The sequence below is a fragment of the Achromobacter sp. Marseille-Q4954 genome, from assembly GCF_943737025.1.
Lineage (GTDB): Bacteria > Pseudomonadota > Gammaproteobacteria > Burkholderiales > Burkholderiaceae_B > Achromobacter > Achromobacter bronchisepticus_A.
Window position 1 is genome coordinate 180861 of sequence record NZ_CALSFQ010000005.1, and the last position, 19089, is coordinate 199949.

A 19089-nucleotide genomic window follows, 5' to 3' on the forward strand; every position below is an offset into this window, starting at 1 on the left:
ATACTCTGGCCGAGGCGTGCGCGGGTCGCAAGCCTCTTTTATCAAGAAAGTCCTACGCGCATGTTGCGGCCAGCGAGGCGACGCGGGTCTACGCAAGAAAATCGCGCAGCAGCACGGTCAGTTCGGTACGCAGGAAATCGACCACCGCGCGCTGTGCGGTCGAGGGGTAGGGGTTGGGCGTGGTCAGGATGAACAGCTTGTCGCCTGGCCCCATGGCCTGGTAGGCCGGCAGCACCGGCGTCAGCCGTCCCGCGGCAAGATCCTCGTGCACCACGTAGGCCGGCAGCAGCGCCACGCCCGCGCCGGCGCGGGCGGCTTGCGCCAGGAACGGGAAATACTCCGATTGCAGCCGCGGCGCGAGCTTGGCCTCATGCAGCTGGTCCTTGCGGCGCAGCCGCAGCGTGACCTGGGGCCTGGGGTCGGGCGGACCCAGGAAGTGCAGGCGGCCGAGGTCGCGCGGATGGGCGGGCGGGCCGAACTGCTGCAGATAGGAAGGCGCCGCGCACAGCACCCATTTCACGTCGCCCAGCGCGCGCGCCACGTAATCCTGCGGCGGCGTCGTCATCACCCGCAGCGCCACGTCGATTTCCGACGAAATCAGGTCGCTCACCCGGTTGGAGAACAGCACGCGCAGCGTCAGCGCAGGATGGCGCAGGGCGAAGCTCACCAGCAGCGGGCGCAATTGGTCCAGCTCTCCCAGGCCGGTGGGAATGCTCAGCCGGACGTGGCCCGCAGGCTCGGTGCCGAGCTTTTGCAGCGCATGGCGGGCGGATTCGACCTCGCGCGCCATGCGCGCACCGTGCTCGTACAGCACCGAGCCTTGCTGCGTCAGCTCCAGCCGCCGGGTGCTGCGGCGGATGAGCTGGGCGCCGAAGGCGCGTTCCAGTTTCTGCAGGTTGCGGCTCACATGCGACCGGGTCACGCCGTGGCGCACCGCCGCCTCGCTCAGCGTGCCGGCATCGACGATGGTCACGAACAGCTGTATCAGGTTGAGGTCCAGCGCGGGCAGGGCGGGCATGCGCGGTCCTATTGTTGACTGTGAGGAAACATAGTTTACGCAAGCTGCGGGATTGTCGCGGCGTGGCGGCGGTTGATATTCTGGCCTCCATCACCAAGGAGACCAGGCCATGCCCCAAAACCAGCCCGGCGGGACCGTCCCGCAAACCATGTTCCGCGCCGATCTGTTCCGCGGCGAGCGCATCCTCGTCACCGGGGGCGGCACCGGCCTGGGCTATGCCATGGCCGAGCGCCTGGCGTCGCTGGGCGCTGCGCTGCACCTGTGGGGACGCCGCGCCGCGGTGCTGGAAGAAGCCGCCGCCGGGCTGCGCGCACGTTACGGCGCCGAGGTCCACGTCCAGGCGGTGGATATCCGGGATGCCGAGGCCGTGGACGCCGCGGTCGACGCCATCTGGACCGGGCATGGTCCGCTGACCGGCCTGATCAACAACGCCGCGGGCAATTTCATCAGTCCCACCGAGAAACTGTCGCCGCGCGGCTTCAACGCCATCGCCGACACGGTGTTCCGCGGCACCTTCTACACGACCCAGGCCGTCGGCAAGCGCTGGATCGCCCAAGGCACGGGCGGAGCCGTGCTGTCCATCGTGGTGACCTGGGTCTGGACCGGTTCGCCCTTCGTGGTGCCCTCGGCCATGTCCAAGGCCGGCATAGACGCCATGACCAAGTCGCTGGCCATCGAATGGGGCCGCCACGGCATCCGGCTGAACGCCATCGCGCCGGGCGTGATTCCGACCGAAGGGGCCAGCGCGCGGCTGCGGCCCAAGGATTCGGGCGCGGATGCGCAGACGCAACAGAATCCGATGCGGCGCCTGGGCACGGGGCATGACATCGGCGAGCTGGCGGCGTTCCTGCTGAGTCCGGGCTATGACTGGATCAACGGCCAGACCATTGCGCTGGACGGCGGCGACTATCTGGCCAACGGCGCCTACTTCAAGCAATACGCCGAATGGAGCGACGCGGACTGGGCCGCCGCGCGCCAGGCCATCGAAGCGCGCACCGCGCAGGACAAGGCGCAGCGCAGCACGGGGGGCGCATGACGGACAGCACGATCCAAGCGGGCGGCCAACACTTGTCGGGCGCGGCGCTGGCCGCGCGCGGCGTACAGGTCGCCGCCGGCCTGGCGGCAATGGGCGTGCGCGAAGGCGATGTGATCGCCGTGCTGCTGCGCAACGGCCTGCCTTATCTGGAGATCATCCAGGCCTGCAAGCGGCTGGGGTGCTACTACTGCCCGATCAACTGGCACTTCACCGCGGCGGAAGCGGCATTCCTCATCGAAGACAGCGGCGCCCGCCTGCTGATCGCCCATGCTGATCTGTGGTTGCCGCTGCGCGATGCGTTGCCCGCCAGTCTGCCGGTGCTGCTGGCCGGTCCCGGCGCGTCGCAGTCTGGCCCTGCGGACTACGACGCCTGGCGCGACCGCCAGCAGCCCTACGACGGCCCGCGCGTGGCGCCGCGCGGCCACATGGCCTATACCTCGGGCACCACCGGCCGGCCCAAAGGCGTGGTGCGTGCGCCGTTCCCGCTGGAACATCTGGCGCGCCACCTGGAACAGGTCGAAGCGGTGGTGGAGGCGGCCTACGGCCTGCGTCCAGGATCGCGCGCGCTGCTGCCCGCGCCGATCTACCACAGCGCGCCCAGCGTATTCGCGCAGGTCGCCTTGCGGGTCTGCGAGACCTTCGTGCTGACGGACAGGTTCGATCCGGTGGAAGTCCTGCGCCTGATCGAGGCGCATCGCATCGATACGGTGTATCTGGTGCCCATCATGTACGTGCGCCTCTTGAGGCTGGACGCCGCCACCCGCGCCGCGCATGACCTGTCGTCGCTGCGCTTCGTGGCCTCGACCGGCGCGCCCTGCGCGCCGGAAATCAAGCGCGCCATGATCGAATGGCTGGGTCCGGTCATCCATGAAACCTATGCGTCGAGCGAGGCGGGCATGGTCACGGTCATCGATTCGCACGAAGCGCTTGCCCGCCCCGGCAGCGCCGGCCGGCCCATCGGCGGCGCGCAGGTCAGGATCTATGCCGAAGACGGCTCGCCCTGCGCGGCGGGCCAGGTCGGCCGTATCCACGTGCGCCAGCCGGCCTACGCGGACTTCACCTACCGCAACAACCCGCAGGCCCGCGCCGACGTGGAGAAGGACGGACTCATCGGCCTGGGCGACCTGGGCTATCTGGACGCGGACGGCTATCTCTACGTGTGCGACCGCGAATCGGACCTGGTGATCTCGGGCGGCGTGAACATCTATCCGGCCGAGGTCGAGCATCAGCTGATGCAGTATCCGGGCGTGGCGGATTGCGCGGTGTTCGGCGTGCCTGACGACGAGTACGGAGAGCGGTTGATGGCGCTGGTGCAGCCCGCGGCGGGCGCCTCGCCCGATCCCGAGACGCTGACGCAATGGCTGGGGGAGCGAATCGCACGCTACAAGGTGCCGCGCGAATTGCAACTGCGGTCGGAGTTGCCGCGCGACGACAACGGCAAGATCGCCAAGCGCCGGCTGCGCGCCGAATTCTGGGCGGGCAGGCAGCGCCAGGTATAGCAGGGCGGCGTATCGCCGCCATAACAAAACCCACAAGGGAGACAGGCATGGCAATCAGGCTGAACCTCAGGCTGCGTCGCATCGCGACCGCGGCGATCGTCGCGCTCGCGGCTCCGGCCGCCGCGCTGGCGGCATTTCCGGACAAACCGATCAAATTGGTCGTGCCCTACACGCCGGGCGGCTCCGCGGACCAGTTGTCGCGGGTGCTGGCCGAAGGCATGTCGCGCGACCTCGGGCAAACCGTGGTGGTGGAGAACAAGCCCGGCGCCAATACCATGGTCGCGGCGACCCAGGTGGCCAGGTCGGCGCCGGACGGATACACGGTTTTCCTCGCCAGCAATGCCAGCATGGTGCTCAATCCCATGCTCTACCAGCGCATCGCCTATGACGCCGCGCGCGACTTCCGCGTGTTCGGCATCGCCGCCGAGTTGCCGCTGGTGGTGGTGGCGAACAACGAGGTCCCAGCGGGCACGCTGGCCGAGTTCGTCGCCTATGCCAAGGCTCGGCCCGGCAAACTGAACTACGCCTCCGTGGGCATAGGCAATCCGCTGCAGCTGGCGACCGAACTGCTGAAATCGCGCACTGGCATGGACGTGGCGCATATTCCGTACAACGGCAGCGCGCCGGCCCTGACCTCGCTGATGGGCAATGACACGCAGCTCATGGTGGACGTGATCAGCACCTCGCTGCCGCTGGTGCGGGAACGCAAGATCAAGGCGCTGGCCGTCACGACCGGCGAGCGCCTGGCCGTGCTGCCGGAGGTGCCGACCGTGGCGGAAAGCGGCTTTCCGGGATTCCGCGCCGCCACCTGGTTCGGCCTGGCCGTGCCGCGCGCCGTGCCACAGGCCGAGGCGCAGCGCTTGCAGGCGGCGCTGGACAAGGCGCTGAAGGATCCGGCGTTTCGCGGCCGCTTCGAGCCGCTGGGTCTGGTGATCCAGGCACCCCGCAGCCAGGCAGAAATCGATGCCTACGTGCAGGAAGACCGCCAGCGCTGGGGCGCGGTGATCGAGGCCAATCACATCAAGCTGGACTGAGGCGGCAACGGCCGGCTGGCCCACGCCGCCTGGCCGCCGGCGCCGTCAGGCCTTCTTGCCGCCGCGGCGCGCCTTGCGCGTGACGTTGCGCCGCGACATCTCTGAATCCAGGATCAGCCGGCCTTCGAGCTTGCCGTGCATGCGCTTGACCGAACGCATCGCGTCCTGCATGTGTTCGCTCATCAAGTCGCGCACCTTTTCGACGTCGCGCTCGCGCGCCGCGGCCAGGATCTTGCGGTGAAAGCCCGTGTTGGCGCTGCCGAAACGCTGCTGCTCGGACAGCGGCATCTCGTTGTCGAACACGGTCAGCTGCCGGATCATTTCATTGGTCATCTCGCAGCTGAAGCGCAGGAACGGATTGGGGCAGGCCGCCGCGAAGATGTCGTGGAAATTGATTTCTTCCTGACGCTGGGCCAGCGGGTCATCGACGTGCTCGGCCGACGGGTCGCAGCAGGCGATGTTCTCCTCCAGCGCAGCGAAATGCGCCTCCGTCAGGAACGGCACGGCGCTGGCGGCGAGCTCAGGCTCCAGCAGCTTGCGCACCTGGTAGATGTCCTCGATCCGCACTTCCTTGAAGAACAGGTAGTTCTGCATCAGCTGGAAAGTGCGGTCCAGCGGCACCTCGACCACGGTGCCGCCGCCGCCCGGCCCGGTGCTGACCTTGACCAAGCCCTGCACCTCCAGCGACTTGAGCGCTTCGCGCATGGTGCTCTTGCTGACCGAGAACATGCTTTGCAGCTCGCTCTCGCGCGGCAGCTTGTCGCCGGGCAACAGGTTCTTGGCCGTGATCAACCGCTTGATCTCTTCGGCGACCAGGTCGCTGCGCTTGGGCGGACTCGACGCGCCCGCGGCTTGTAGGTCGTGACTGTTGAACGCCATTGCGTTCCTCCGTTGCTGCGTGGTGTGCGCGGGGCATGCCCCGGGCGGGTTCTGCGCGGACCCCGGGTTATACCTGATGCGCCTTCTATTGACAGATCCGGCTCGCCAAACTGATCATGATAATAATCCTATTTATCATGATAAATAGGATGGTAGTCGCAGTATAGGCATGAGGCCAGGACTTGCGAGTACGCCCACGCGGCGGCAGCCCTGGCACGGGAGCTTGGAGCAGACAGAGTCGGAATGGGGACGCGCATGGTGCGCGCTCGACATCGTCAATATGCCGCGGCACCGCCAGCGGCAGCCAGGGAGAACCATCTTGAATCGCCGCAACCTGCTGAAATTGGCCGCGCTTGGCGCCGTGCCTGGATCACTCTGGACCGCCCGGTCCGCGCTGGCGCAAGCCGACGCCATACAGTTCGGGTGTCCGGTGCCCATGTCGGGCGCCTTTGCCGCCAATGGCAAATACGCCGACCTGGGCATGAAACTGGCGCTGGAGCAGTATGGCCGCGCGCTCGACCGGCCACTGGCCTATACCGTGCTGGACACCGAGGGCAAGCCGGCCACGGCGGTGCGCAAGGTCCAGGAAGTCTCGCAACAGAAGGGCGTCAAATTCTTCGCCGGCGGCATCCTGTCGTCCGAAGCCCTGGCCATGGGCAAGGAAGTGGAACGCGCCGGCGGCGTCTTCATCACCACGGCGGGCGCGGACGAAATCACGGGCAAGGACTGCAACCGGGCCACCTTCCGCTGGTCCGTGCCCACTTTCGGCGCCATCGAGCAGACCGTGCGTCCCCTGCTTGAAAAGCTGCCCAACGCCAAGCGCTGGTACACCATCACGCCGCAATACGTATTCGGCGACGGCCTGCTCAGCGCGGCCAAGGCGATCTTCAAGGAAAAGGGCATCGAGCATGTGGGCAACAGCTATCACTCGCTGACCGAGAAGGAGTTCAGCGGCTATCTCACCAACGCCATGGCCGCCAAGCCGGACGTGCTGCTGATCCTGAACTTCGGCTCGCAGTCCTCGGACACGCTGCGCCAGGCCGTCAGCTTCGGCATGAAGCAGAACTGCACCATCCTGGTGGCCTGGGCTTCGGGCCTGGAGCAATTCGAGGGCCTGAGCGCCGACCTGTGCGAAGGCGTGTACTTCGGCGCGCAGTACTGGCACGGCATCGACTCGCCGCTCAACAAGGAACTGGTGCAGCTGTCCCGCGACAAGACGCGCGCCAATCCCAACTACAGCCTGGCAGGCTCCTACATCTGCACCCGCATCATGCTGGACGCCATTGTCAAGGCTGGCAGCGCCGACCCGGCCAAGGTGATTGCCGTCATGGAGGGCATGGCCTACGAAGGCCTGACGGGCAAGGAGGAAATCCGCAAGGAAGACCACCAGGTCCTGAAGAATTACTACCTGCTCAAAGGCCGCGCCAAGAAGGACATGAAGGACAAGGACGATTACGCCGAGATCGTGCATAGCGGCCGCTCCTTCCTGCCGCCCGCGGAAACCGGCTGCAAGCTGTAGCCCGCCCCTGAGGCGGGCGGCCGTGGGCGCGTTGCGTCCGCGGCCGCCGCGCGCCCCGCGGCCTTCCGTTACCTCCATCGGGCATACCCATGAACGTCTATCTCCTCCAGATCATCAATGGGATCGGGGTAGGCATGCTGTACTTCCTTCTGGCAGTCGGCCTGTCCATCGTCTTCGGTCTGTTGCGCTTCGTGAACTTCGCCCACGGGGCGTTCTATCTGCTGGGCGCCTACTTCTGTTTCCAGGCCATCCAGTGGGGCCTGAATTTCTGGCTCGCGCTGGCCATCGTGCCGCTGCTGGTGGGCGCCGGCGCCTGGGTCCTGGAGAAAGCGCTGTTGCGCCACGTCTACGCGCAGGCGCATGAATTCCATATCCTGATCACCGTCGGGCTGGCGCTGGTCCTGCAGGAACTGGTCATCGTGATCTGGGGGCCGATAGGCGACAACGTCGCCGCGCCTTCGGCCCTGCAGGGCGTGGTCATGTGGGGCAGCTTCATCTATCCCAAGTACCGCTTGTTCGTGATCGGTTTCACCGCCGTCTTCTCGCTGCTGCTCTGGTACGTGCTGGAAGGCACGCGGCTGGGCAGCGCGGTGCGGGCCGGCAGCGAATCCACCGAGATGGTGTCCATGCTGGGCATCAACGTGTTCCGCATGTTCAGCCTGGTGTTCGCGCTGGGCGCGGCGACCGCCGCGCTGGCCGGGGTGCTGGCCGCGCCGATCCGCGGCGTCGAGCCGTTCATGGGCATCGAGGCTCTGGGTATCGCCTTCGTCATCGTGGTGGTGGGCGGCATGGGCAGCTTCTTCGGCGCGCTGGTCGGCGGCCTCCTGATCGGCGTGGTGCAGAGCGTGATGAGCACGCTGTGGCCGGAAGGCGCGCGGCTGATGATCTATGTGGCGATGGCGGCGGTGCTGCTGCTGCGTCCCCACGGCCTGATGGGGAGAGGATGATGACGCGCTTGAAATCTCATGCCCAATTGCTGTTGGCGCTGGCGGTGGTGCTGCTGTTGCCGCTGTGCATGCAGTCGGGCTCGCTGGCCACGGAAGTGCTGATCTACGCGTTGGCGGTGCTGGGCTGCAATCTGCTGCTGGGCTTCACCGGACTGCTGTCGTTCGGCCAGGGCATCTTCTTCGGCCTGGGCAGCTATGCCGTCGGCATCCTGTTGACGCGCACCGGCCTGCCGATGCCGCTGGCGTTGCTGGCGGCGATGGCGGTGGGCGCGCTGGGCGCGACGCTGGTGGGCTGGTTCGCGATACGCCAGCGCGGCACCTACTTCGTGATGCTGACGCTGGCCTTCGCGCAGATGTTCTATTTCCTGGCGTACAGCCTGCCTGACCTGACCGGGGGCGACAATGGCCTGCTGGACGTGCCGCGTCCGGCGCTGTCGGTGGCGGGCCTGCAGCTCATGCCGCTGGCGACGCCCTGGCAGTTCTACGCCTTCGTGGCGGTGTGCTTCCTGGCGATATTCTGGCTGCTGCTGCGCGTGACCAACTCGGTGTTCGGCCGCACGCTGCTGGCGATCCGCGACAACGAGGCGCGCGCCATGGCGGTGGGCTACAACGTGCGCCTCTTCAAGTTGTCGGCCTTCGCGATCTCGGGCGCCGTGACCGCGTTGGCGGGCGCCTTCCTGGCAATGATGACCGGCATCGCGCCGCTGTCCAGCATCGAATACCACAGTAGCGAGATGATCCTGGTCATGACGGTCATCGGCGGCACCGGCAACCTGTTCGCTTCCGTGCTGGGGGCGGCCTTCTACGTGCTGTTCGCGGACTGGCTTTCCACCTTGTGGCCGCGCTGGCTGATGCTGCTGGGCTTTCTGCTGATCGCGGTCAGCCTGTTCATGCAGAAGGGCTTGTGGGGGCTGGGAGAACGCATCTGGCTGGCGCTGCGGCGCAAGCCTGCCGGCGGCGAGCCGGCCGCCAAGGAGGGACGCGCATGAATCCGCAACATTCCGCGCCGCTGCTGCAGGCCAGGGGCATCGTCAAGCGCTTCGGCAAGTTCGTGGCCCTGCATGGGGTGGATCTGCAGGTGCGGCCGCGCACGGTGCATTCCGTCATCGGCCCGAACGGCGCCGGCAAGACCACGCTGTTCCATACGCTGACAGGCACCTTGCGCACCAGCGAGGGCAGCATCGTGTTCGACGGCCATGACGTGACGCAGGAAGCCGATTATCAACGGGTGCAGCGCGGCATCGCGCGCTCCTTCCAGGTCACCAGCCTGTTCGCCAACCTGTCAGTGCAGGAAAACCTGCGGCTGGCGGCTCAGGGCGCGCATCGCGCCGGCGCCTTCGACTGCTGGCATCCGCCCACGGGCCCGCGGGCGCAGCGTGAGGTTGTCGACGCGGCGCTGGAGCGCCTGGGCCTGTCGCGGCTGGCCCAGGTGGCGGCGGGCGCGCTGTCGCACGGCCAGCAGCGGCGCCTGGAAGTGGGCATGGCGCTGGCCGCCAGGCCGCGCGCGATCTTCCTGGACGAGCCCACCTCCGGCATGGGGGTGGACGACCTGGATGAGATGAAACGCCTGATCCGCAGCCTGCGCGACGACCACACGGTCGTACTGATCGAGCACAACATGAACATCGTGATGGACATCTCCGACACGATCACGGTGATGCAGCAGGGCCGCGTGCTGGTCGAGGGCACGCCTGCCGCGATCCGCAGCGACGAGCGGGTGCGCGCCGCGTACCTGGGCAACATGATCACGGGAGGCCGGGCATGATGCTGCATGTCGACGCCGTACACAGCTATTACGGCAAGAGCCATATCCTGCAAGGCGTGTCGCTCGAATTGCCGCAGGGCCAGGTGGTGACGCTGCTGGGGCGCAACGGCGCCGGCAAGTCGACCACGCTTAAGACCATCGCCGGCGTGATCGCGCCCAAGGGGGGCGCGGTGCGCTACGGCGGGCGCGACATCGCCGGGCTGCCGGCGCACAGGATCGCGTCCATGGGGGTCTGCCTGGTGCCCGAGCACCGCGGCATCTTCAAGCTGCTGACGGTCGAGGAAAATCTCAAGCTGGGCATGCGCCGCGATTCGCCCTGGCAGCTGGAAGACATCTACCGCATCTTTCCCCGCCTGAAGGAGCGCCGCAAGAATGGCGGCGGCCAGTTGTCCGGCGGCGAACAGCAGATGCTGGCCATCGGGCGCGCGCTGATGAACCATCCGCGCGTGCTGATGCTGGACGAGCCGGTCGAAGGCCTGGCGCCGGTGATCGTCGAGGAGATCGTGGCGCAGATCAAGTCCATCAAGCAGGCCGGCGTCACCATCCTGCTGGTGGAGCAGAACCTGGAAGTCTGCACCCAGCTGGCCGACCGCCATTTCATCATCGAGCAGGGATCCATCGTCTACGAAGGCAGCAACGCGGACTTCATGGCGGACGAAAACGTGAAGGACCGATACCTGGGCGTGGGCGTCTAGGGACCGCCCGCGCCGCGCAACCGAAGCAAGGGAAACACCATGGAAATGAACGCACTGGAGGCCGTCAGCGGCATCCGCATCGACGGCAGCCGCCTCTGGAATTCGCTGATGGAGCTGGCCCGCATCGGCGCCACCGACAAGGGCGGGGTGTGCCGGCTGGCGCTGAGCGAACTGGACCGGCAGGGCCGCGACCTGGTCTGCGCCTGGGCCCGGGAGCTGGGCTGCAGCGTGCGCGTGGACGCCATCGGCAACATCTTCATGCGCCGCCCCGGCCTGCGCGATGACTTGCCCGCCGTGATGACCGGCAGCCATATCGACACCCAGCCCACCGGCGGAAAATTCGACGGCAATTATGGGGTGCTTGCAGGCATCGAGGTCCTGCGCACGCTGCACGAGCGCGGCATCGCCACCGAAGCGCCGCTGGAAGTGGTGGTGTGGACCAATGAGGAAGGCTCGCGCTTCGTGCCCGTGATGATGGGTTCCGGCGTGTACGCCGGCGCGTTCACGCTGGAGCACGCGCTGGCCGCGCGCGACCGCGACGGCGTCAGCGTGGATGAAGCGCTGCGCGCCATCGGCTACGCCGGGCCGGAGCCGGCGCGGCCCGGCGATGTCAGCGCCTACTTCGAGGCGCACATCGAGCAGGGCCCCATCCTGGAAGACCGCGGCATCACCATCGGTTCGGTGCAGGGCGCCCTGGGGCAGCGCTGGTACGACGTCGCCATCACCGGCCAGGAGGCGCATGCCGGGCCCACGCCGATGGAACTGCGCCGCGACGCCTTGCTGACCGCGTCCAGGCTGGTGCTGGAGGTCAACCGGATTGCACTGGAGCATGCGCCGCATGGCCGCGGCACGGTGGGCTGCATCGACAGCTTCCCGAACTCGCGCAACGTGATCCCGGGCCGCGTGGCGCTTACCGTGGACCTGCGCGCCGCCGACGATGCCACGCTGGACAGCATGGCCGCGGCATTTGCGCGCGCCTGCGAGGAACTGGCCGAGCCGGGCCGCTTCCAGGTCGACAGCAAGGAGGTCGTGTACTTCCCGCCGCAGCCCTTCGAGCCCCGGCTGGTGCAAGCCATCCGCGACGGCGCGCGCACGCTGGGCCTGGATGCGCTGGACGTGATCAGCGGCGCGGGCCATGACGCCGTCTACATGGCGCGGGTGGCGCCCACCGCCATGATCTTCGTGCCGTGCAAGGACGGCATCAGCCACAACGAGATCGAGGACGCGCAGCCCGAGCATCTGGAGGCAGGCTGCAATGTGCTGCTGCACGCCATGTTGCGCTGTTGCGGGCATATCCAGTTTTCTGATAGGGGCGCGCAATGAAGGCGCTGATCGCGAGGCTGAATCACGAGACCAACACCTTCTCTCCGGTGCCGACGCCGCTATCCGCCTTCGGCAACGGCGGCCCCGCCTACGATGCGGCGGCCTATGAGGAGAACAAGGGCAAGCGCACCGCGATGTCGGCGTTCATCGACCTGGCCGAGGCGCGCGGCGCCGAGCTGGTCACGCCCGTGTCGGCCACCGCCTATCCCAGCGGCCGCGTCGACGGCCAAGCCTATGCCGAGCTATGCGACCGCATCGTGGCCGCCGCCCGGGGCTGCGACGTCATCCTGCTGGACCTGCATGGCGCCATGGCGGTGGAGACCACCGATGACGGCGAGGGCGACCTGCTCGAACGGCTGCGCGCCGCCGCGCCGGACGTGCCGGTAGCCGTGGCGCTGGACCTGCACGGCAACGTTACGCAGAAGATGATGGACAACGCCGACGTCATCGTCAGCTTCAAGACCTATCCCCACATCGACATGTACGAAACCGGCGAGCACGCCGGCAGGCTGCTGTTTGCGGGCATGGACGGCGGGTGCAAGCCGGTCATGGCATGGCGGCGTCTGCCGCTGGTGTCGCATTCCCTGCGCAGCAACACGGCCGAAGGCGCCATGCGCGCAGCCGTCGCAGCGGCGTGCCAGGCCGAGGCCGCGGGGACGCTGGGCGTATCGGTGCTGGCGGGCTTCGGTTTGGCCGACATCCCGCATCCCTGCGTCAGCGTGGTCGTGGTGGCCGACGGCGACCGCGCCGAGGCGGAGCGCGTGGCGGGCGAGATCGCCGCCCTGATCTGGGAACAGCGCGACGGCTTCTTCTACGACAGCGAGCCGCTGGCCGAGTCGCTGGCGCGCGCCAAGGTCCTGGCCGAAGGCGCAAGCAAGCCGGTGCTGCTGCTGGACCATGGCGACAACTGCATGAGCGGCGGTACCTGCGACACCCTGGACGTGCTGATGGCTGCGCTGGATGCCGGATTGGAAGGGATTCAGGCCGGGCTGTTTTGCGACCCCGAAGCCGTGGCCGAGCTGACCCGCGCCGGCGTCGGCGCCACCGTCGAGCTGCCGGTGGGCAACAAGCGCGCCATCGGCGAGATCGGCCGGGCGGCGCAGCCCGTCACGCTGCGCGGCACCGTGCGCGCGCTCAGCAATGGCGAGTACGTGATCACCGGTCCCACCTATACCGGGCAACTGGCCTGCATGGGCCGCAGCGCGGTGCTGGACATAGGCGCTGCGCAACTGGTGCTGACCGAACAGACCCACGAACCCTGGGATCTGGGCGTGTTCCAGAGCCTGGGACTGGATCCGTCCCGCGCCCGTTACGTGCTGGTGAAGTCGCGCATGTACTGCCGCCCGGTGTTCGTGCCGATCTCCCAGGCGCTGGTCGAATGCGACAGCCCTGGCGTGACCAGCTCAGACTGGTCGCTGTTCGAATTCCGCAGGCGCGCGCGGCCGCTGTATCCGCTGGAACCCATGGCGGCGGCGGACTACGATCCTCGCGCGGGCGGCCGATAAACCCGCCGGAAAGAGGAGGGCGCCGCACGCTGCAGCTGTGGCGCCCGGGCAACGGACATTCTCAAACAAAAAGTAACATAAATGAGAATGATTCCGTTTGACGTAGAATGGGGCGCTCAGTAATTCCAGTCCCCTTTGGTGCAGCCGGCCCGGCAAGGCCCCGGCCTTCCGGCACATTCCAGACGCATCCGTAATTCTTAGTGCGCGCGTGACCCCATCGGGATTTTGATCTCTGCCTGCGAACTTCCCGACATGAAAATCCGAACTCTTGCCTGCATGGCCGCCGCGCTGCCGTGCTATCTCCCCGTTGTCCAAGCCCAATCCGCGTCCGATCAGGCCGGCTCCGTCGTTTCCATGGACGCCATCAAGGTCGAGGCCAGCGCCGATGCCTCGGCCGGCGGCCTGGCCGAGCCCTTCGCCGGCGGACAGGTTGCGCGCGGCGGCCGCATCGGCCTGTTCGGCACCCAAGACATCATGGACACGCCGTTCAGCATCACCAGCTATACCAATGAACTGATCCAGGACCGGCAGGCCCGCAGCGTGGGCGACGTGCTGCAGAACGACCCGGGCGTGCGCGTGGCGCGCGGTTTCGGCAACTTCCAGGAGTCGTACTTCATCCGCGGCTTCATCCTGGGTTCGGACGACGTGGCCTATAACGGTCTCTACAGCCTGCTGCCGCGCCAGTACATCGCCACCGAACTGTTCGAGCGCGTGGAAGTCCTGCGTGGAGCCTCCACCTTCCTGACGGGCGCGGCTCCCGGCGGCGGCGGCATCGGCGGGGTGATCAACCTGGTACCCAAGCGCGCGCCGAACGAACCGTTGACCCGCGTCACCACCGGCGTGTCCAGCGGCGGGCAGTTCCAGTTGTCCACCGACATCGCCCGCCGCTTTGGCCCTGGCGATAGCACCGGCATCCGCTTGAACGCCGCGCAGCGCAGCGGCGACACCGGCATCGACGATGAACATTCGCGCACCAGCCTGGTATCGCTGGGCCTGGATTGGCGTTCGGCCGATACGCGCTTGTCTGCCGACATCGGCTGGCAGGAGAACAAGCTCAAGCGCGCGCGGCCCAACGTGACGCTGGGCGCCGGCGTCACCAAGGTGCCGGACGCGCCCGACGCCAGCTCCAACTATGCGCAGCCCTGGTCGTACTCGAACGAGCGCGATGTTTTCGGTACCGTGCGCGGCGAACATGATTTCAGCGACAAGCTGACCGCCTATGCGGCCTTTGGCATGCGCCGCAGCGACGAAGCAAATTCGCTGGGCAACGTCACGCTGACCAACGGCAGCACGGGCGCGGGCACCTTCTACCGCTTTGACAATACCCGCGAAGACAGCGTGAACACGGGCGAACTGGGCCTGCGCGGCAAACTGCGCACGGGGCCGGTGGGCCATGAGTTCGTCGTGTCGGCATCCTTCTTCGACCTGAAGAAGAAAAATGCCTATGTGATGGACTGGCAGAACACGTATCCCACCAACATCTACAACCCGATTTCGTATGACAAGCCGCCATTCAGCGCCACCGCGCTGCGCGGCAATGACCTGGACGATCCGGCGCTGCAAGGCCGCACCCGCCTGAGCAGCTACGCCATCGGCGACACGTTGTCGTTCCTGGACGACAAGGTGCTGCTCACGGCCGGCATCCGCCATCAGCGGCTGTCGCAACGCGACTACGCGTACAACACCGGCAAGGAAAGCGGCGCGTACGACGCCAGCCACAACTCGCCCGCCGCGGGTCTGGTCGTCAAGGTCGCGCCCAGCGTTTCGCTGTACGCGAACTACATCGAGGCGCTGGTCGCGGGGCCGACCGCTCCGGCCAATGCCGGCGGCAAGCCGGTGCCCAACGCCGGCCAGAGCCTGCCGCCGTTTGTTTCCAAGCAGAAGGAAATCGGCGCGAAGTACGAGGGAGATGGCATGGGGGCAGGATTGGCCTTGTTCTCCACCGACAAGCCGCGCGCCATGTATAACGCCAGCAACGAGCTGACGACCTCGGGCAAGGACCGCCACCAGGGCGTCGAACTCACGATGTACGGCGAACCCATCAAGAGCGTGCGCCTCTTGGGCGGCCTGACCTGGCTGGATGCCACGCAGCGCTCCACCGGCAACCCGTCCATCGACGGCAACCGCGTGATCGGCGTGCCGCGCTTCCAGGCCAACATGGGCGTGGAATGGGACATTCCCGGCGTGCCGGGCCTGGCGGTGGACGGCCGCGTGGTCTATACCGGCGCGTCTTACGCGGACGACGCCAACACGCTCAAGGTGCCGGGCTGGACCCGCTTCGATGCGGGCCTGCGCTACATGATGGACGTGGACGGCCACGTCGTGACGCTGCGCGCCCGCGTGGACAACATCGCCAACCGCAACTACTGGTCGTCGGTGGGCGGATATCCCGGCAACGGCTATCTGGTGCTGGGCGGACCGCGTACCTTCTCGCTCAGCGCGAGCATGGACTTCTGAGTTCAGGCGGCGGTGTTCACCAGAACCAGCCGCCGCGCGTGAGATCGCTCTCGCAGCTCTTGTACTGCGCGGCGAACTTCTGGGCCCGCGCCTGCACCTTCTGCGATACGGTCTTGAGCCAGGCCTTGCGGTCATAGCTGCGGTTGCGGTAGCCGGTCCAGCCCTCGTGGTAGTTCAGGTACTGGCCATAGGCGTCGGACTTGGACACGCCGTTGATGCGCTGGGTCTTGTTCATGTACCAGCCCATGAAATCCAGCGCGTCGGCGAAGTCGTCGCGGCTGGAACCCCAGCCTCCCGCATCTTTCTTGTAATCGTCCCAGGTCTCGTCCTTGACCTGGGCGTAGCCGTAGGCGGAACTGACGCGGCCCCAGGGGATGAAGCCCAGGAAGTAGTAGCGCGGCGGCACCGCGTCATGCTTGAAGGACGATTCCTGGTACATCATGGCCATGGGCACCGGCACGGGCGCGCCCCATTTCTTCTGCACCTTCAAGGCGGCATCGTGCCAGTCCGGCTTTTCGCGAAAGATGGCGCAGATGTTCTCGGGATTCGAGGGCGGCGCGGTGGCGCAGCCGGCGAGCGCCAGCAATAGCAGCGGCGGCAGCAAAAGCCGGGTCATTGGCGGTCTTCCTCCGGAGATCGGGGCAGGGGTGGGGGGCGGATGTCACAAGTTACCGCGATTGTATGAAAACGTATCGCAGAAAAAGTTCCGTCCCTGAAATTTTCAGACCTGTGCCGCATGCGCCAGGCAAAGAAAAACGGCCCCGGATTGCTCCGGGGCCGTCTTGCAGGCGATGCAGCCAGGCTGCTGCGCCCGATGCTTAGACTTCGATGACGTCAGCCACGTCCTTGTAGTCCGCGATCTTGTCGAAGTTCAGGTACTGGTAGATCTGGTCGCCGCTCTTGTTGATGACGCCCATGTCGGCCATGTACTCGTCCTTGGTCGGGATGCGGCCCAGCTTCGAGCAGATGGCGGCCAGTTCGGCCGAACCCAGGTACACGTTGGTGTTCTTGCCCAGGCGGTTGGGGAAGTTGCGGGTGCTGGTCGACATGACGGTCGCGCCTTCGCGCACCTGCGCCTGGTTGCCCATGCACAGCGAGCAGCCCGGCATTTCCGTACGGGCGCCGGCGGTGCCGAACACGCCGTAGTGGCCTTCCTCGGTCAGCTGGGTGGCGTCCATCTTGGTCGGGGGAGCGACCCACAGCTTGACCGGGATGTCGCGCTTGCCTTCCAGCAGCTTGGAGGCTGCGCGGAAGTGGCCGATGTTGGTCATGCAGCTGCCGATGAACACTTCGTCGATCTTGGCGCCGGCGACTTCCGACAGCGTCTTCACGTCGTCGGGGTCGTTCGGGCAGGCCACGATGGGTTCGTGCACGTCGGCCAGGTCGATCTCGATCACGGCGGCGTATTCGGCGTCGGCGTCCGGCTCCAGCAGCTTGGGGTCGGCCAGCCAGGCTTCCATGGCCTTGATGCGGCGGCCCAGCGTGCGCTCGTCTTCGTAGCCGTTGGCGATCATCCACTTCAGCATCACGATGTTGCTGTTGATGTACTCGATGATCGGTTCCTTGTTCAGGCGCACCGAGCAGCCGGCGGCCGAACGTTCGGCGGAAGCGTCCGACAGTTCAAAGGCTTGTTCGACCTTCAGGTCGGGCAGGCCTTCGATTTCCAGAATGCGGCCGGAGAAGATGTTCTTCTTGCCTTGCTTGGCCACCGTCAGCAGGCCTTGCTTGATGGCGTACAGCGGAATCGCGTTGACCAGGTCGCGCAGGGTCACGCCGGGTTGCAGCTTGCCCTTGAAGCGGACCAGCACCGATTCCGGCATGTCCAGCGGCATCACGCCGGTGGCGGCGGCAAAGGCGACCAGGCCCGAGCCGGCCGGGAACGAGATGCCGATGGGGAAGCGGGTGTGCGAGTCGCCGCCGGTGCCGACGGTGTCGGGCAGCAGCATGCGGTTCAGCCAGGAGTGGATCACGCCGTCGCCCGGACGCAGCGACACGCCGCCGCGGGTGCTGATGAATTCAGGCAGCGTGTGGTGCGTCTTGACGTCCACGGGCTTGGGGTAGGCGGCGGTGTGGCAGAACGACTGCATCACCAGGTCGGCCGAGAAGCCCAGGCAGGCCAGGTCCTTCAGCTCGTCGCGGGTCATGGGGCCGGTGGTGTCCTGGCTGCCGACCGAGGTCATCTTCGGTTCGCAGTAGGTGCCCGGGCGGATGCCCTTGCCTTCGGCCAGGCCGCAGGCGCGGCCGACCATCTTCTGGGCCAGCGTGTAACCCTTGCCCGTGTCGGCCGGGTCCTTGGGCAGGCGGAACAGCGTCGAGGCCGGCAGGCCCAGCGCTTCGCGCGCCTTGGCGGTCAGGCCGCGGCCGATGATCAGCGGAATGCGGCCGCCGGCGCGCACTTCGTCGAACAGCACGTCGGACTTCACTTCGAATTCGGCGATGACTTCGCCGTTCTTCAATGCCTTGCCTTCATAGGGGCGCAGTTCGACCACGTCGCCCATTTCCATCTTGGAAACGTCGAGTTCGATCGGCAGGGCGCCGGCGTCTTCCATGGTGTTGTAGAAGATCGGGGCGATCTTGTTGCCCAGGCACACGCCGCCGAAACGCTTGTTCGGCACGAAGGGGATGTCTTCGCCGGTGAACCACAGCACCGAGTTGGTGGCCGACTTGCGCGACGAACCCGTGCCGACCACGTCGCCGACGTAGGCGACCAGGTGGCCCTTTTCCTTCAGGGATTCGATGAACTTGACCGGGCCGCGCTTGCCGTCTTCTTCCGGTTCGAACGCGGCGCCGTCGCGCTTGTTCTTCAGCATCGCCAGGGCGTGCATCGGGATGTCGGGGCGGGTGGTGGCGTCGGGAGCCGGCGACAGGTCGTCGGTGTTGGTTTCGCCAGGCACCTTGAAGACGGTGATGGTCAGGCTTTGCGGCAGTTCCGGACGGCTGGTGAACCATTCGGCGTCGGCCCAGCTCTGCATCACGGACTTGGCGTTGGCGTTGCCCTTGTCCGCCTTTTCCTTCACGTCGTGGAAGGCGTCGAACATCAGCAGGGTCTTCTTCAGCGCATCGGCGGCGATGGTGCCGATTTCAGCGTCGTCCAGCAGGTCGACCAGCGGGCCAATGTTGTAGCCGCCCAGCATCGTGCCGAGCAGTTCAGTCGCCTTGGCACGGCTGATCAGCGCACAAGCTTCCTTGCCCAGGGCCACGGCGGCCAGGTACGAAGCCTTGACCTTGGCGGCGTCGTCCACGCCGGCCGGCACGCGGTGGGTCAGCAGGTCGACCAGGTTCTGCTCTTCGCCAGCGGGCGGGTTCTTGAGCAGTTCGATCAGTTCAGCGGTTTGTTTGGCCGTAAGGGGCAGCGGGGGGATCCCCAGAGCCGCGCGTTCGGCAACGTGTTGGCGGTAATTATCCAGCATGT

Annotated in this window: 15 protein-coding genes; 11 read left to right on the forward strand and 4 right to left on the reverse strand. The window is 66.7% G+C overall.

Annotated elements, in window-relative coordinates; translation table 11 throughout:
• Positions 1–88 precede the first annotated feature (88 nt).
• Positions 89–1018: a LysR family transcriptional regulator gene (locus NGK62_RS31765; RefSeq protein ID WP_118932540.1), complete on the reverse strand. Its 930-nt coding sequence runs from the start codon at positions 1016–1018 to the stop codon at positions 89–91.
• 148 nt (positions 1019–1166) lie between these two features.
• Between NGK62_RS31765 and NGK62_RS31770 the strand changes: the two genes are divergently transcribed.
• Genes NGK62_RS31770 through NGK62_RS31780 form a run of 3 tightly spaced genes read left to right on the forward strand, consistent with a single transcriptional unit; the run spans position 1167 to position 4587 of the window.
• Positions 1167–2054 carry an SDR family oxidoreductase gene (locus tag NGK62_RS31770; RefSeq protein WP_054453670.1) on the forward strand — a complete coding sequence of 296 codons (888 nt, stop codon included), beginning with the start codon at positions 1167–1169 and terminating at the stop codon, positions 2052–2054.
• Complete coding sequence (locus tag NGK62_RS31775) at positions 2051–3553, forward strand: AMP-binding protein (RefSeq protein ID WP_251882043.1); 1503 nt, start codon at positions 2051–2053, stop codon at positions 3551–3553. Before NGK62_RS31770 ends, NGK62_RS31775 begins: the two co-directional genes overlap by 4 nt.
• A 47-nt stretch (positions 3554–3600) precedes the next feature.
• Complete coding sequence (locus NGK62_RS31780) at positions 3601–4587, forward strand: Bug family tripartite tricarboxylate transporter substrate binding protein (RefSeq protein ID WP_251882045.1); 987 nt, start codon at positions 3601–3603, stop codon at positions 4585–4587.
• A 45-nt stretch (positions 4588–4632) separates the two neighbouring features.
• Here the strand turns inward: NGK62_RS31780 and NGK62_RS31785 are convergent, their stop codons facing one another.
• On the reverse strand, positions 4633–5466 hold the full coding sequence (locus tag NGK62_RS31785) for a FadR/GntR family transcriptional regulator (RefSeq protein ID WP_251882047.1): 834 nt from the start codon (positions 5464–5466) through the stop codon (positions 4633–4635).
• Between the two features lie 319 nt (positions 5467–5785).
• Here NGK62_RS31785 and NGK62_RS31790 point away from each other — a divergent pair, with 319 nt between their 5' ends.
• The 8 genes from NGK62_RS31790 to NGK62_RS31825 all read left to right on the forward strand — a co-directional run bounded on the left by NGK62_RS31790 (position 5786) and on the right by NGK62_RS31825 (position 15677).
• Positions 5786–6985, forward strand: coding sequence for an ABC transporter substrate-binding protein (locus NGK62_RS31790; protein WP_251882049.1), 1200 nt, complete (start codon positions 5786–5788; stop codon positions 6983–6985).
• A gap of 89 nt (positions 6986–7074) precedes the next feature.
• Entirely contained in the window at positions 7075–7932 is an 858-nt protein-coding gene (locus NGK62_RS31795) for a branched-chain amino acid ABC transporter permease (protein WP_059372296.1), read from the forward strand.
• Positions 7932–8921, forward strand: coding sequence for a branched-chain amino acid ABC transporter permease (locus NGK62_RS31800; RefSeq protein ID WP_059372299.1), 990 nt, complete (start codon positions 7932–7934; stop codon positions 8919–8921). The genes NGK62_RS31795 and NGK62_RS31800 overlap by 1 nt, the downstream gene beginning before the upstream one ends.
• Positions 8918–9697, forward strand: a complete 780-nt coding sequence (locus NGK62_RS31805; RefSeq protein WP_251882051.1) for an ABC transporter ATP-binding protein — start codon at positions 8918–8920, stop codon at positions 9695–9697. Before NGK62_RS31800 ends, NGK62_RS31805 begins: the two co-directional genes overlap by 4 nt.
• Positions 9694–10392 (forward strand): ABC transporter ATP-binding protein, encoded by a 699-nt coding sequence (locus tag NGK62_RS31810; protein ID WP_251882053.1) that lies wholly within the window; start codon positions 9694–9696, stop codon positions 10390–10392. The genes NGK62_RS31805 and NGK62_RS31810 overlap by 4 nt, the downstream gene beginning before the upstream one ends.
• Before the next feature lie 39 nt (positions 10393–10431).
• The gene (locus NGK62_RS31815; protein ID WP_251882055.1) at positions 10432–11715 is read left to right on the forward strand and encodes a Zn-dependent hydrolase; all 1284 of its coding nucleotides are present in this window, start codon (positions 10432–10434) and stop codon (positions 11713–11715) included.
• A complete protein-coding gene (locus NGK62_RS31820) occupies positions 11712–13220 on the forward strand; it encodes a M81 family metallopeptidase (protein WP_251882057.1) in 1509 nt (502 codons plus the stop codon). Before NGK62_RS31815 ends, NGK62_RS31820 begins: the two co-directional genes overlap by 4 nt.
• Before the next feature lie 252 nt (positions 13221–13472).
• Positions 13473–15677: a TonB-dependent receptor gene (locus tag NGK62_RS31825; protein ID WP_251882059.1), complete on the forward strand. Its 2205-nt coding sequence runs from the start codon at positions 13473–13475 to the stop codon at positions 15675–15677.
• Positions 15678–15693: 16 nt separating this feature from the next.
• Here the strand turns inward: NGK62_RS31825 and NGK62_RS31830 are convergent, their stop codons facing one another.
• Both NGK62_RS31830 and acnB read right to left on the reverse strand, forming a co-directional pair.
• The gene (locus tag NGK62_RS31830) at positions 15694–16293 is read right to left on the reverse strand and encodes a transglycosylase SLT domain-containing protein (RefSeq protein WP_054452962.1); all 600 of its coding nucleotides are present in this window, start codon (positions 16291–16293) and stop codon (positions 15694–15696) included.
• A 202-nt stretch (positions 16294–16495) separates the two neighbouring features.
• A complete protein-coding gene (gene acnB / locus NGK62_RS31835; RefSeq protein WP_118932535.1) occupies positions 16496–19087 on the reverse strand; it encodes a bifunctional aconitate hydratase 2/2-methylisocitrate dehydratase in 2592 nt (863 codons plus the stop codon).
• Positions 19088–19089: the final 2 nt, after the last annotated feature.